This is a genomic window from Variovorax sp. KK3, from assembly GCF_001984055.1.
GTDB lineage: Bacteria > Pseudomonadota > Gammaproteobacteria > Burkholderiales > Burkholderiaceae_C > Variovorax.
Window position 1 is genome coordinate 95,833 of the sequence record NZ_LYVO01000002.1, and the last position, 12,666, is coordinate 108,498.

Annotated in this window: 15 protein-coding genes; 9 read left to right on the forward strand and 6 right to left on the reverse strand. The window is 68.8% G+C overall.

Annotation, left to right across the window (positions count from 1 at the left end):
• The first annotated feature begins 78 nt into the window (after positions 1 to 78).
• The 3 genes from msrA to B0W80_RS01550 all read left to right on the forward strand — a co-directional run bounded on the left by msrA (position 79) and on the right by B0W80_RS01550 (position 3,229).
• Positions 79 to 624, forward strand: a complete 546-nt coding sequence (msrA, locus tag B0W80_RS01540; protein ID WP_076997331.1) for a peptide-methionine (S)-S-oxide reductase MsrA — start codon at positions 79 to 81, stop codon at positions 622 to 624.
• 33 nt (positions 625 to 657) lie between these two features.
• Positions 658 to 1,047: a hypothetical protein gene (locus B0W80_RS01545; protein WP_076997332.1), complete on the forward strand. Its 390-nt coding sequence runs from the start codon at positions 658 to 660 to the stop codon at positions 1,045 to 1,047.
• A 79-nt stretch (positions 1,048 to 1,126) separates the two neighbouring features.
• The gene (locus B0W80_RS01550; protein ID WP_076997333.1) at positions 1,127 to 3,229 is read left to right on the forward strand and encodes a TonB-dependent receptor; all 2,103 of its coding nucleotides are present in this window, start codon (positions 1,127 to 1,129) and stop codon (positions 3,227 to 3,229) included.
• 3 nt (positions 3,230 to 3,232) lie between these two features.
• Here B0W80_RS01550 and B0W80_RS01555 read toward each other — a convergent pair whose 3' ends face one another.
• Positions 3,233 to 4,243: an aldo/keto reductase gene (locus B0W80_RS01555; RefSeq protein WP_076997334.1), complete on the reverse strand. Its 1,011-nt coding sequence runs from the start codon at positions 4,241 to 4,243 to the stop codon at positions 3,233 to 3,235.
• A 149-nt stretch (positions 4,244 to 4,392) separates the two neighbouring features.
• Between B0W80_RS01555 and B0W80_RS01560 the strand changes: the two genes are divergently transcribed.
• The gene (locus B0W80_RS01560) at positions 4,393 to 5,340 is read left to right on the forward strand and encodes an AEC family transporter (RefSeq protein ID WP_076997430.1); all 948 of its coding nucleotides are present in this window, start codon (positions 4,393 to 4,395) and stop codon (positions 5,338 to 5,340) included.
• On the opposite strand, the gene B0W80_RS01565 is transcribed toward B0W80_RS01560, so the two are convergent.
• From B0W80_RS01565 to pdxH, 3 genes are all read right to left on the reverse strand, one after another.
• A complete protein-coding gene (locus B0W80_RS01565; RefSeq protein WP_076997335.1) occupies positions 5,337 to 5,750 on the reverse strand; it encodes a type II toxin-antitoxin system VapC family toxin in 414 nt (137 codons plus the stop codon). The genes B0W80_RS01560 and B0W80_RS01565 overlap by 4 nt on opposite strands.
• Positions 5,751 to 5,753: 3 nt before the next feature.
• Entirely contained in the window at positions 5,754 to 6,011 is a 258-nt protein-coding gene (locus B0W80_RS01570) for a type II toxin-antitoxin system Phd/YefM family antitoxin (RefSeq protein WP_076997336.1), read from the reverse strand.
• A gap of 141 nt (positions 6,012 to 6,152) precedes the next feature.
• On the reverse strand, positions 6,153 to 6,812 hold the full coding sequence (pdxH, locus tag B0W80_RS01575; RefSeq protein WP_373038091.1) for a pyridoxamine 5'-phosphate oxidase: 660 nt from the start codon (positions 6,810 to 6,812) through the stop codon (positions 6,153 to 6,155).
• A 32-nt stretch (positions 6,813 to 6,844) separates the two neighbouring features.
• On the opposite strand from pdxH, the gene B0W80_RS01580 reads away from it, so the two are divergent.
• Positions 6,845 to 7,447, forward strand: a complete 603-nt coding sequence (locus tag B0W80_RS01580) for an NTP transferase domain-containing protein (protein WP_083745122.1) — start codon at positions 6,845 to 6,847, stop codon at positions 7,445 to 7,447.
• Here the strand turns inward: B0W80_RS01580 and B0W80_RS01585 are convergent, their stop codons facing one another.
• Both B0W80_RS01585 and B0W80_RS01590 read right to left on the reverse strand, forming a co-directional pair.
• Complete coding sequence (locus B0W80_RS01585) at positions 7,448 to 7,987, reverse strand: superoxide dismutase family protein (protein ID WP_076997337.1); 540 nt, start codon at positions 7,985 to 7,987, stop codon at positions 7,448 to 7,450. It abuts the gene before it with no gap.
• Positions 7,988 to 7,989: 2 nt separating this feature from the next.
• Positions 7,990 to 8,655, reverse strand: coding sequence for a gamma-glutamylcyclotransferase (locus B0W80_RS01590; protein ID WP_076997338.1), 666 nt, complete (start codon positions 8,653 to 8,655; stop codon positions 7,990 to 7,992).
• 129 nt (positions 8,656 to 8,784) lie between these two features.
• Here B0W80_RS01590 and B0W80_RS01595 point away from each other — a divergent pair, with 129 nt between their 5' ends.
• The 4 genes from B0W80_RS01595 to B0W80_RS01610 all read left to right on the forward strand — a co-directional run bounded on the left by B0W80_RS01595 (position 8,785) and on the right by B0W80_RS01610 (position 12,615).
• Positions 8,785 to 9,321: an OmpA family protein gene (locus B0W80_RS01595; RefSeq protein WP_083745130.1), complete on the forward strand. Its 537-nt coding sequence runs from the start codon at positions 8,785 to 8,787 to the stop codon at positions 9,319 to 9,321.
• Positions 9,322 to 9,422: 101 nt separating this feature from the next.
• A complete protein-coding gene (gene edd / locus B0W80_RS01600) occupies positions 9,423 to 11,261 on the forward strand; it encodes a phosphogluconate dehydratase (RefSeq protein ID WP_076997340.1) in 1,839 nt (612 codons plus the stop codon).
• Entirely contained in the window at positions 11,252 to 11,896 is a 645-nt protein-coding gene (gene eda, locus B0W80_RS01605) for a bifunctional 4-hydroxy-2-oxoglutarate aldolase/2-dehydro-3-deoxy-phosphogluconate aldolase (protein WP_076997341.1), read from the forward strand. The genes edd and eda overlap by 10 nt, the downstream gene beginning before the upstream one ends.
• Positions 11,893 to 12,615: a haloacid dehalogenase type II gene (locus B0W80_RS01610; protein ID WP_076997342.1), complete on the forward strand. Its 723-nt coding sequence runs from the start codon at positions 11,893 to 11,895 to the stop codon at positions 12,613 to 12,615. Before eda ends, B0W80_RS01610 begins: the two co-directional genes overlap by 4 nt.
• Positions 12,616 to 12,666 lie beyond the last annotated feature (51 nt).

Consider the following 12,666-nt stretch of genomic DNA (forward strand, 5'->3'; position numbering starts at 1 on the left):
TAGTAATGTAGTGAACGCTTTTGGATGCGTCAAGACGCCACAATGGGCGGTTAGGTTTAATCTTTTCGGGATTTGCTCATGTCTTCACACAACGAAACCATCGTGCTCGGCGGCGGCTGCTTCTGGTGCACAGAGGCCGTGTTCGACCGGGTGCAGGGCGTCGTCGACGTGGAGTCTGGCTACTGCAACGGCGAGACCGTCAATCCGAGCTACGAGCAGGTCTGCACGGGCCGCACCGGGCATGCCGAGGTGGTGAAGCTGGTCTTCGACCCGACGCAGATCACGCTGCGCGAGATCCTGGAGATCTTCTTCGTCACGCACGATCCGACCACCCTGAACCGGCAGGGCAACGACGTGGGCACGCAGTACCGCAGCGGCATCTACTACCTCGACGAGTCCCAGAAGCAGGTGGCCGAGCAGGTCATCGCTGAGATCGGGGCCAGCAAGACCTACCGCTCGCCGGTCGTGACCGAGGTGAAAGCCCTGGCAAACTACTCGGCCGCCGAGGCCTACCACCAAGACTATTTCCTGAACAACCCGAACCAGGGCTACTGCTCGTTCGTGGTCGGGCCCAAGGTCGAGAAGTTCCAGAAGACCTTCGCCTCCCGCCTCAAGAAGGCCTGATCGAGAAAGCCCGATTCAAGAAAGCCCGATCGAATGCGTGTCGCCCGCCCCCCGAGCCATGCCCGTGCGCTGCTGTGCGTGCTGGCGCTTGCGTTGTGGATGGCGACCACGCTGGGCTTGATGCACCGCACCTTGCACGGGCACGCGTTCTCGCAGGGCGCCGCCCATGAAGCCGTGCAGGGCGACGCGGGCCACGTCGACCATGGCCACGGCCATGGCTTGTCCGCGCTGTTCGGCGGCCACGGCAGCGATGCCGACTGCCGGCTCTACGACCAGTTGTCCCATGGCCCCGCAGCGCTCTGCGTGCCGGTGCTGATGCTGCCGGTGCAACTGCCGGCCGCCACGTTCCTATTCCTCGAGGGCGAAGCACTCGCCCGATGGGTCGCGCTGTTCGACGCGCGCGGCCCGCCTTCCGCTCGCTGAATTCCCACCGGACCGCGCTGCTGCGCCCGCTCTTCGCGGGCCGCAGCCGGCTTCTTGTCGATTCAACGAGTGTTCCTTCATGTCTTCTTCATTCGCGCGCAACGCCGTGGGCGTTGCCGTTCTGTCTTTCGTCTCGTACGCTGCCTGGGCGCAATCCGATGCCGCGGCGCCGACCCCGTCGCTGCAGGAAATCACGGTCACCGGCAACCCGCTGGGCGCCACCGAGCTGATCGCACCCACGACCTCCGTCTCGGGCGACCAGCTCCTGCTGCGGTCCCAGTCCACGCTGGGCGAGACGCTGAACAACCTGCCGGGCGTCGGCAGCACCTACTTCGGCCCGAACGCGAGCCGGCCCACCATCCGCGGGCAGGACGGCGACCGCATCCGCATCCTGCAGAACGGCGGTGCCGCGCCCGACGCGTCGGCGCTGAGCTACGACCACGCGGTGCCGGTCGACGCGCTGGTGACCGAGCGCATCGAGGTGCTGCGCGGGCCTTCGGCCCTGCAATACGGCGGCAGCGCGGTCGGCGGCGTGGTCAACGTCATCGACAATCGCATTCCCACGGAGCCGCTGAATGGCTTCGGCGGCCGCATCGATGCCGGCTATGCCAGCGGCAGCCGCGAAAAAAGCGGCGGCGCGGTGCTCGAAGGCGGCAACGATCGCTTCGCGCTGCACGTCGACGCGTTCAGCCGCACCGCGGACGACACGCGCGTGCCGATCGAACTGGGCTGCGAGAACCCCTACCGCCCCGGCCTGGCGCGCCGCATCTGCAACTCGGCCAACCGCGCCGACGGTGGCGCCATCGGCGGCACCTTGTTCTTCGACCGCGGCTGGATCGGCGCGTCGGCCAGCAGCTACCGCAGCCAGTACGGTACGGTGGCCGAGGACGACGTCAGCATCGACATGAAGTCCGACCGCTATGCGCTCGAGGGCGCGTGGCGGCCGGGAGGCTTCTTCACCAGCATCCACGGCAAGTTCGGCTACACCGACTACCGCCACACCGAGTTCGAGGGCCAGGAGCCTGGCACCACCTTTTCCAACAAGGCCCATGACCTGCGCATCGAGGCGCGCCACCGGAAGATCGGCAACCTCGAAGGCCTGATCGGCTTCAGCAGCGAGACCGGCCGCTTCTCGGCCGACGGCGAAGAGGCCTTTGCGCCGCACAGCCGTACGCGGTCGAGCGCGCTGTTCGTGCATGAAGAGCTGGGCATGCCCTGGGGCCGGCTGAGCTTCGGCGCGCGAACGGAGCAGGTCAAGGTGCGCTCGCTGGGCTCACCCGACCCCGACGTCGCGCGCTTCGCGGTGGGCGAGCGCAGCTTCAACCCGCGCAGCGCGGCGCTGGGCGCGTTGGTGGACCTGAACCCGCAATGGCAGCTGACTTCCAACCTGGCCTACACCGAGCGCGCACCCAAGGACTACGAACTCTTCGCCAACGGCCCGCACGTCGCGACCGGCGCATGGGAGCTGGGCGACCCGAACCTGCAGAAGGAGAAGTCGGTCGGCTTCGACCTCGGCGCCCAGTGGAAGTCGGGCGCCAACACGGCGCGCGTCAACGCCTACGCCACGCGCTTTCGCAACTACATCGGGCTGATGGCCACCGGCAACGTGCGGGACGAGGAGGGCGGCGTCAACCCCGCGCCCATCGAAACCGAAGAAGGCCTGCTGGTATTCCCCGACGTGATGGACGAGTACGCCTACCGCGGCGTGCGCGCGCGCTTCACCGGCATCGAGGCCAGCGGCAACCTGCGCTTGCTGGGGCTGGACGGCTTCGCGAACGCGGCGGACGGCTCCACGCTCGACCTGCAGTGGCGTGGCGACCTGGTGCGCGCGAAGAACACCGACACCGGCGAGCCGCTGCCGCGCATCTCGCCGGCGCGCGTGGGCGCCACGCTGGTCTACGGCAGCGGGCCCTGGTCGGCGCGCCTGGGCTTCGACCACTATGCGGCCCAGAAGCGCGTGCCCTCGGTGGGCGCACGGCCGACCGAGGCCTACACGCTGTGGAACGCGGCGCTCACCTACCGCATGAAAGTGCAGAACGCGAGCCTCACCTGGTATGCGCGGCTCGACAACCTGACGAACAAGCTGGCGTACAGCTCGACCTCGATCCTCACGACCACCGCGTTCCCGAACGCGCCGCTGCCGGGGCGCAGCGTGAAGGTCGGCCTGAGGGTGAACTTCTAAGGCTCAGCGCGGCGCGTCGCCTTTGCGGTACTCGGCGGTCAGCTCGTCGAGCCGCTGCTTGAGCGACGCGTCGAGCTTGTACTCGGCGGCCGCGAGCGTGGCGTCCAGCTGCTCGGGCCGGCTCGCCCCCAGCAGCGGCGCGGTGACGAGCGGATTGGCCATCACCCACGCCACCGCCAGCGTCGTCAGCGGCACGCCGGCTTCGTCGGCCAATGCGTGCAGCTTGCCGACCGTGGCGAAGCTGCGCTCGTTCCAGTAGCGGTCTTGGTACATCGAGCCGGCGGTCCCGAGCGTGAAGCGCGTGTTGTCCTCGAGCTTGGTGTCCTGCTTGTACTTGCCGGTCAGCAGGCCGCCCGCGAGCGGGTTGTAGGGGATGACGCCCAGGCCTTCCTCGCCGGCCAGCGGCAGCAGCTCGCGCTCGATCTCGCGGAACAGCAGGCTGTAGCGCGGCTGCACGCACACGATGCCGGTGAGCCGCCGCAGCTCGGCGCGGCCGATGGCGCGCGCCAGGCGATAGGCCAGGAAGTTCGAAACGCCCACGTAGCGCGCACGGCCCGAACGCACGATGGTGTCGAGTGCTTCCAGGCTTTCGTCGAGCGGCGTGTTGCGGTCGTCGCTGTGCAGTTGGTACAGGTCGACGTAGTCGGTCTGCAATCGCTCGAGCGAGGCATCGATGGCATCGAGCAGGTGCTTGCGCGAGGCGCCCTGGTCCCACGAATGGGGTCCGACCTTGCCCACCGCCTTGGTCGCGACGATGAAGCGGCGTCGCGCGCCGGCGCCCTTGGACTGCAGCCAGCGGCCGATGATCTCTTCGGTGCGGCCGGTGATGTCGACCGTGCCGCCGAGCGGATAGACGTCGGCGGTGTCGAGGAAGTCGATGCCGGCCTCGGTGGCCTTGTCGAGGATCTGGTACGACACGGTCTCGTCGGTCTGCAGCCCGAAAGTCATGGTGCCGAGGGCGAGGCGCGAGACGACGAGGCCGGTGCGGCCGAGGCGGGTGGTGGGAATGCTCATGTGGGATTCCTGCAGGCGTTGGCGGGGAGGGGTCGGGGCATCATAGACAGGGACGTCGGATCGTGCAGGGCGTGCTCATGGGCATGGATGGCGCATCGCTCCCGCATCCCCCCGCATTGCTCCTGCGGGCGCCTTGTATGCTCGGCGCAGTGAACTCATCGGTCCTGTCGTCGCTGCTCCCCGTTTTTCTTCTCATCGGCGCGGGCTTCCTGGCAGGGCGGCGCGGCTGGGTCACCGGCGGCGCGATCCGCGACCTGTCGAACCTCATCTTCCTGCTGCTGGCGCCGGCGCTGCTGTTCCGCACCATGAGCACGGTGCACGTCGAGCAGTTGCGGCTGGGCCCCGTGGCGGCGTACTTCCTCGCGGCCGCCCTGATCTTCGCGGTCACGCTCATGGTGCGCGGCTTCAGCCGCACCTCGGCCGTCGTCGCGTTGGCCAACACCTTCAGCAACACCGTGATGATCGGCATCGCGCTCATCGGCCTGGCCTTCGGCCCCGAGGGCATGGTGGTGCTGTTGACCTTGATCTCGCTGCATTCGCTGGTGCTGCTGACCAGCGCCACGCTGGTGCTGGAACTGGCCGTGGCGCACGAGCAGGCACGCCAGCCCGGCGGCGAGCGCACGCCCATCCTGCGCACCCTGGGCAGGGCGTTCTACAACGCGGTCGTGCACCCGGTGCCCTTGCCGATCGTGTGCGGCCTGCTGTTCGCGCAGACCGGCCTCACGATGCCAGAAGCCATCGACAAGCCCATCGCCTGGCTCGGCCAGGCCTTTGGCCCGATCGCGCTGGTGATGGTGGGCATCACCCTGGCCGCGACGCCCATCGGCCCTTTGTGGCGCCCGGCGCTCGCGCAGGCGTTGATCAAGAACCTCGTCCATCCCCTGCTGGTCGCTGCGCTCGGATGGCTGCTGGGCCTGCGCGGCCTGCCGCTGCAGGTGATGGTGGTGGCCGCCGCACTGCCCATCGGCGCCAACGTATTCCTCTTCTCGCAGCGCTACAAGACGGCTGAAGACCTGGTGACCGCGAGCATGGCGGTGTCGACGGCGTTGGCGCTGGTGACGCTGTCGATCGTGATGGCGTTGGCGGGGCGGCTTTAGCGTGCGGGCTTGGCGAAGGGGTCCAGGACGGGCACGCCGAATTGCTTGAAGTCGGCGATGTTTCGGGTTACCACGGTCAGTTGGTGGACGACCGCGGTGGCTGCGATCATGGCGTCTTCAAGGAGGGTGACCGACCGCCTGTGCATCAAGCGCGCCCACACCCTGAAGGTCTGTGCATCCATCGGGAGCACGTTGTAGGAGGATGCCACCAGGCTTGCCCAGGCCTCGATCTCAGCTGCCTTGGTCGCATCCTGGTCGCGTGTCATTTCGATGCCCACCTGAATCTCGCCGAGGGTCACCGCTGACAGATGCAACTCCGCGTCGGAAACCGATCGCAACCATGCCAGCACGGCGCCATGCGGTCGCGGCCTTCGCAACTCGGAAACGACATTGGTATCGAGCAAGTACATGCGCTAGTCGAGTTTCGGCGTCTGTCGTCTGCGGTGCGTGCCGCGCGGCGGAACCAACTGGTCGCTTCGCGCGGTCTTGTCCAGCAGAAGTTCCTTGAGAGTCGGGCGCGCAGTTGCGCTTAGGCGGCGCCATTCCTCCACTGGAACAAGGACGGCCGCTTCCGTGCCGCGCTTCGTGACCATCTGAGGCCCCTCGGACAGGCAGGCCTCGAGAAACTCGCTGAAGCGAGCCTTGGCGTCCTGGATTGGCCAAGTGTTCATGGCTTCCTCTTTCTGACTAGTTTGCTGACTAGATTCTATGGTCCCTGCAGAGAACGTGCGCCAATCTACGCAACCGGAAGCTGGTCGAGGGCGAGTCACGTACCGGCTGGTCGCGAACGCGATTTCTCCCCGATTTCTCGCTCAAGGCGCCAACCGCTCCCGAACCCAGCTCCCATCCTCCTGCCGATACCGCAGCCGGTCGTGCAGCCGGCTCTTGCGGCCCTGCCAGAACTCCCAGCGGTCAGGCACCAGGCGGAAGCCGCCCCAGTGCGGGGGGCGGGGTGGGGAAAGCAGGTGCCTGGCGGCCTGCACGGCGGCGTTTTTCACGAGCACGTCGCGGCCGGTGATGACCTCGCTCTGCGGGCTGGCCCAGGCGCCGATTCGGGAGTCGAGGGGGCGGCTGGCGAAGTAGGCGTCGCTCTCTGCGTCGTCGACCTTGCCGACGCGGCCCTCGATGCGGACCACGCGCTCGAGCTCGACCCAGTGGAACTGCAAGGCGGCCCAAGGGTTGCCGGCCAGCTCCTGGCCCTTGCGGCTGTTGTAGTTGGTGTACCAGACGATGCCGCGCGCGTCGTAGCCCTTGATCAGCACGATACGTGTGGAGGGCCGCAGGTCACCGCTCACAGTGGCCAGTGTCATCGCGTTGGGCTCGGGCAGCTGGGCGTCGATGGCCTCGGCGAGCCAGCGTTCGAATTGCAGCAGCGGATCGGGCGCGCTGCTGGATTCGTCGAGCTCGGCGCGCTCGTAGCTCTTGCGCAACGCGGCGAGGCTGTCGTTGGGGGAACTCGTCATGCGCTGCATTGTGCCCAAGCGATGTGTGGATACTGCGGGCCATGACCATGCCCTCCACGCCTGCGCTGCCTTCGATGTCGCTTCCCACCGTGATCGTGCTGGCCTCGGGACGCGGCGAGCGCTTTCGCGCGGCGGGCGGCACCGGCTCCAAGCTGCAGGCCGCGCTCGCGCAGGCCACGGTGCTCGAGCACACGCTGGCCGCGGTGCGCGCCAGCGGGCTGCCCTGGCACCTGGAAGACGCGGGGCACCCGGGCATGGGCGATTCGATCGCCGCCGCGGTGCGCGCCACGGCCACCGCCTCGGGTTGGTTGATCCTGCCGGCCGACCTGCCGCTGGTGCTGCCTTCGACCCTGCAAGCCGTGGCGCGCGCCATCGAAGGCGGCGCGCCAGCCGCGCAGCCGCATCACCGCGGTGAACGAGGCCACCCTGTGGGCTTCGCGGCGGCCAGCGGCCCGCAGCTGATCGCGCTGGCCGGTGCGCAAGGCGCCGCGCCCGTGCTGCGTGCGCTGCGTGAATCAGGGCAGGTGGCAGAAGTCGACGTGGACGACATCGGCATCCTCACCGACATCGATACGCCCGAGCAGCTCGCCCGGGCCGAGGCCTTGCTGAGCACTCGTCTCGGCGGGGGCATCAGCGCCCGGTGATCAGCGGCGCGTGATCAGCGCGCAGGCCGTGCGCGGCCCCGAGTTGCCGGCCGGCTGCGAGGTGAAGTCGTCGCGGTCGCGGTGCACGACGAGCGCGCGGCCGATCACGTTGTTGGCCGCGCCGTCGGTCAGCGAGATCGAATGCACGTCGACGCTGAAGCGCGCGGTGCCAGTGCCATCGGCCACCAGGCTTGGCAGCTCGCCCGCATGGCTGCCGGGCGCGCCGAATTTGCCGTGCGTGCCGCCCTGCGGGTTGAAGTGGCCGCCCGAGGCGTTGCCGTTGTCGCCGCAATCGCCCTTCTCGTGGACGTGGAAGCCGTGCTCGGTGCCCGGTGGCAGGCCGCGTACCTCTCCGGCCACGCGCACGCCATGGTCGAGCGCGGTGAAGGTCACGTTGCCGGTGGTCGGGTTGGGCGAGATGGCACCGGTGGGTGCGAGGTTGGCCACGGCACTCGCCTGGCCCCCCATGGTGCCGCAGCCCGCAAGCAGGCTGGCTGCTGCGGCGATGGCGAGAGCGGGGGCGATGAGGCGAGGGGACATGGCTACTCCTTGGAAGATGACGTTGGTTTGGATTCAGCCACCGGGTATACCGGCTTGGCTGCATCGCCGCAATCGGGCGACTCCGACAGCTGCCTTTCGGCCAGTCTGACAAGCCGGGCCAGCGCCGCGTCGTGGATGGAGTGGCGCTGCAGTTCCAGCAGGGTCTGCTGCGCATAGTCGAGCGAGCTGCCGTAGCGACCGACCGCGTGGGTGAAGATGTGGCGATAGCGCTCGTCGTCGAGGTGGCCCGTGAAGTTGGGGCTGCGCCGCGACAGCGTGAAGGTCAGCGCGCGCACCGAGCCGTGTGCCATGTCGCACTGCAGCCAGCGCGGGTCGTAGACACCAGTGGGCATCTCGCGCAACCACAGGCGGCCCAGCGCCTCCAGGCCGTCGGCCGCGGGAATGCGGAACACCATGCCGCGGCAGCTGCCGCCCGAAAGCAGGCCGAACACGAGGCCGGGGTTCTCCACCGTGCCGCGGTTGACGCGGCTCCACATCTTGAGCGCGCGGTGCCAGCCGTGCACCCGGGCCGGGTGCCGTTCGATGAAGCCGAACTCCGGTCGCCAGATCAGCGAGCCGTATCCGAAGATCCACAAATCCTGGTGGCCGCCCCATTCCTCGATCACGCGGTCGAGCATGGGTTTGGGGTCTCGCAGAGGCTGGGGCATGGGGTCGAGGCCGGGTGGCCCGGGGTTGCCTTGGGGCTGCAATGGGCTGGCGCCTAGAATTTGGCTGTCATGGTTCACCGCACCATTATTTACCTGCCCCTATCCGACGGAGTTCGACCCATGTCCGCCATCGCCGACGACGACACCCAGCAAAACTTCATTCTTGCCTTCGTGCTGGGGCTCATCGCTCTGGTGATCTTCTTCGTGATCGGCATCGCGCTGTATTCGCAGGGCCACAAGGCCAGGCCGGCCGCGCCCGCGGTCGCCGCCACCGCTGCACCGGCGGCAGTGGCCGTGGTGGAAACCACCGAGACGGTGACGGTGGTGATCCCGGAAGGCGCGAGCATCCGCGTGCAGAACGGCGTGGTGAACTTCTACTTCGCCACCGGCAGCGCCGACCTGGCGCCGGGTGCGGCCGAGGCCCTGGCCCTGGTCATCAAGGGCGTGGAGGGCGGCCGCAAGGCCGTGGTTTCAGGTTTCCACGACACCACCGGCGACCCGGTCCAGAACGAACAGCTCGCCAAGAAGCGCGCCGAGACCGTGCGCGACGTGCTCACCGGCCTGGGCGTGCCCGCCGACAAGGTCGACCTGCAGAAGCCGGCCGTGAGCGCCGGCTCGGGCAGCGACGCGCAGGCACGGCGGGTCGAGGTCAAGCTGCTGGACTGACCCCACGCCAGACCGGGAAGCCGGGGTGAAGAGCTTATTGGTACGATGTCAGGCCGCGCGCTGGCGCCGGCCCGCGCGGCCCCACTGCACAGCGAAGCAACATGACCACACACCCCACAGTCCACGAGGTCACCGAGCGCATCCGTGCGCGCAGCCGTGACCTGCGAAGCGCCTACCTCCAACGCCTCACCGACATCCGCAACCGCGACCGCGGCTCCGACCGCATGGGCTGCGCCAACGTGGCGCATGCGGTGGCGAGCATACCGGCCAACGACAAGTTCAAGGTGGTGGCCGAGCGGGCGCCGAACATCGGCGTCGTCACCGCCTACAACGACATGCTCTCGGCCCATGCGCCGTTCCAGGGCTACCCCGACATCGTCAAGCACGAGGCGCGCCGCCTCGGCGCCACCGCCCAGGTGGCGGGCGGCGTGCCCGCCATGTGCGACGGCGTGACGCAGGGCACGCCCGGCATGGAGCTGAGTCTCTTCAGCCGCGACGTGATCGCCATGGGCACTGCGGTGGCACTCACGCACGACATGTTCGATGCCGCGCTGCTGCTCGGCGTGTGCGACAAGATCGTGCCGGGCCTGCTGATCGGTGCGCTGCATTTCGGCCACCTGCCGACCGTGTTCGTGCCGGCCGGTCCCATGCCCTCGGGCCTGTCGAACAGCGCCAAGGCCAAGGTGCGCGAGCAGGCCGCGCAAGGCCTGGTCGGGCGCCAGGGTCTGCTCGATGCCGAAATGGCCGCCTATCACGACCAGGGCACCTGCACTTTCTACGGCACCGCCAACAGCAACCAGATGCTGTTGGAGGCCATGGGCCTGCACGTGCCGGGCACCGCGTTCATCCAGCCTGGCGATTCGATGCGCGAAGCGCTCACGCGCGAGGCGGTGCGCACGGTGCTCGGGCGCGCGGCCGACAGTGCCTACGCGGTGCCGCCGATCGGCGCGATGGTCGACGAGCGCTGCATCGTCAATGCCATGGCCGCACTGCTGGCCACGGGCGGATCGACCAACCACCTGATCCACTGGGTGGCCGTGGCGCGCGCGGCCGGCATCCTGATCGACTGGAACGACTTCTCCGAGCTGTCCGAAGTGGTGCCGCTGCTGACCCGGGTGTATCCCAACGGCACGGCCGACGTGAACGAGTTCCAGGCCGCGGGCGGGCCGGGCTTCGTGATCGGCGAACTGCTCGACGGCGGCCTCATGCATGGCGACGTGCTCACGGTGCGCGCTGGTGGCCTGCGCGAATTCGCCAATATCCCGAGCCTGGCCGGCGAGCCCTCGCAGGAGCACGTGCTGACGTGGCACCCGGCGGCGCCGTCGAAGAACGAGGCGGTGGCGCGGCCGGTGTCGGCGCCCTTCAGCGCCACGGGTGGCCTCAAGCTGCTGGCGGGCAACCTGGGCCGCAGCGTGATCAAGGTGTCGTCGGTGCCCGACGACCGGCATGTCATCGAGGCGCCGGCGCGCGTTTTCGATTCGCAGGCCGCGCTGCAGAAGGCATTCAGCGCCGGCGAACTGGAGCGCGATGTGGTCTGCGTGGTGCGCTGGCAGGGCCCGCAGGCCAATGGCATGCCCGAACTGCACAAGCTGACGCCGCCGCTGTCGGTGCTGCAGGGCAAGGGCTTCCGCGTGGCGCTGGTGACCGACGGCCGCATGAGCGGTGCATCGGGCAAGGTGCCGGCGGCCATCCACGTCTCGCCCGAGGCCGCCGCCGGCGGGCCGCTGGCCAAGGTGCGCGACGGCGACCTGATCCGCCTCGACTCGGTGGCCGGCACCCTGGCAGTGCTGTTGCCGGCCGACGAATGGGCCGAACGAGAAACCGCGACCATGCAGGACGAACAACGCAAGGACAACGGCCACGGCCTGGGCCGCGAGCTGTTCGCCGGCATGCGCCGCAATGCTTTGACTGCCGAAGAAGGAGCCTGCACATGGCTGTAGAGAACAAAGGGATCACCGCCATCGAGGTGATGCGCGACGCGCCGGTGATCCCGGTGATCGTGCTGCACGACGTCAAGGACGCCGTGCCGCTGGCGCGCGCGCTGGTGGCCGGCGGCATCCGCATGCTCGAGGTGACGCTGCGCACGCGCGAGGCGCTCGAATGCATCGAGATCATCTCGAAAGAAGTGCCCGATGCCGTGGCCGGCGCCGGCACCATCCGCAGCGCGGCCGACGCGCAGGCCTCGGCGCTGGCCGGCGCCAAGTTCGGCGTGAGCCCGGGCTACACGCGTGCGGTCGGCAAGGCCTGCCACGACCTCGGACTGCCGCTCTTGCCCGGCGTGGCCACGGGCAGCGAGATCATGATGGCGCAGGAAGACGGCCTGACCGAGCTCAAGTTCTTCCCGGCCGTGCAGGCCGGCGGCATCGCGATGCTGAAGGCCTGGCAGGGGCCATTCGGCGAAGTGAAGTTCTGCCCGACCGGCGGCGTCACCGCGGCCAACGCGCACGAGTTTCTGGCGCTCGCCAACGTGGCCTGCGTGGGCGGCTCGTGGATCGTGCCCACGGATGCCATCGCGGCCGGCGACTGGGACCGCATCACGGCGCTGGCGCGCGAGGCCAGCCAACTGGCTCGATGAGCGAGTTCGATCCGGCCGACCTGAAGGTCATCGCCTTCGACGTCTTCGGCACGGTGGTCGACTGGTACAGCGGCATCGCCGCCGAGGCCGAACGCCTGCTGCCGGGCGTGGACGGCGGCGCCTTCGCGCTGGCCTGGCGCGCCGGCTACCAGCCCGCGATGAAGAGCGTGATGGAACGTATCGCGGCAGGCGAGGGCGGCTTCACGCTGCTCGACGAACTGCACATGGGCATCCTGGGCGGCGTGCTGCGCGACTTCGGCATCGAAGAGCTCGACGGCGTCCGCAAGCGCGAGCTCAACAAGGCCTGGCACCGTCTGCCGGCCTGGCCCGATTCGGTCGAGGGGCTGGCACGGCTCAAGCGCAAGTACATCGTGTGTTCGCTGTCCAACGGCAACATCGGCCTCTTGACCGAAATGGCCAAGAACGCGGGCCTGCCCTGGGACTGCGTGCTCTCGGCCGAGGTCTTCAAGGCCTACAAGCCCGACCCGCGCACCTACCTCGGCGTGGCGGCCGTGTTCGACGTGGTGCCGCACCAGGTGATGCTGGCCGCGGCACACCACGACGACCTGGCGGCAGCGCGAACCTGCGGCCTGCGCACGGGCTACATCGAACGGGCTTGGGAGTTCGGCCCGGGCAAACCCAAGGACGTGTCGCCGCAACCGGACAACACGCTGCACGCGCGCGACATCGGGGCCCTGGCGGACCTGCTGGGCTGCTGAAGGCGGGCCGCTGCGCGCCGGACGATCGATCCGGCGCGGCTCCGGCTTTCT

Coding starts and splice junctions, on each gene's coding strand:
- msrA (WP_076997331.1), top strand. CDS start 79: ATGTCTTCACACAACGAAACCATCGTGCTCGGCGGCGGCTGCTTCTGG.
- B0W80_RS01545 (WP_076997332.1), top strand. CDS start 658: ATGCGTGTCGCCCGCCCCCCGAGCCATGCCCGTGCGCTGCTGTGCGTG.
- B0W80_RS01550 (WP_076997333.1), top strand. CDS start 1,127: ATGTCTTCTTCATTCGCGCGCAACGCCGTGGGCGTTGCCGTTCTGTCT.
- B0W80_RS01555 (WP_076997334.1), bottom strand. CDS start 4,243: ATGAGCATTCCCACCACCCGCCTCGGCCGCACCGGCCTCGTCGTCTCG.
- B0W80_RS01565 (WP_076997335.1), bottom strand. CDS start 5,750: ATGTACTTGCTCGATACCAATGTCGTTTCCGAGTTGCGAAGGCCGCGA.
- B0W80_RS01570 (WP_076997336.1), bottom strand. CDS start 6,011: ATGAACACTTGGCCAATCCAGGACGCCAAGGCTCGCTTCAGCGAGTTT.
- pdxH (WP_373038091.1), bottom strand. CDS start 6,812: ATGCAGCGCATGACGAGTTCCCCCAACGACAGCCTCGCCGCGTTGCGC.
- B0W80_RS01580 (WP_083745122.1), top strand. CDS start 6,845: ATGACCATGCCCTCCACGCCTGCGCTGCCTTCGATGTCGCTTCCCACC.
- B0W80_RS01585 (WP_076997337.1), bottom strand. CDS start 7,987: ATGTCCCCTCGCCTCATCGCCCCCGCTCTCGCCATCGCCGCAGCAGCC.
- B0W80_RS01590 (WP_076997338.1), bottom strand. CDS start 8,655: ATGCCCCAGCCTCTGCGAGACCCCAAACCCATGCTCGACCGCGTGATC.
- edd (WP_076997340.1), top strand. CDS start 9,423: ATGACCACACACCCCACAGTCCACGAGGTCACCGAGCGCATCCGTGCG.
- eda (WP_076997341.1), top strand. CDS start 11,252: ATGGCTGTAGAGAACAAAGGGATCACCGCCATCGAGGTGATGCGCGAC.
- B0W80_RS01610 (WP_076997342.1), top strand. CDS start 11,893: ATGAGCGAGTTCGATCCGGCCGACCTGAAGGTCATCGCCTTCGACGTC.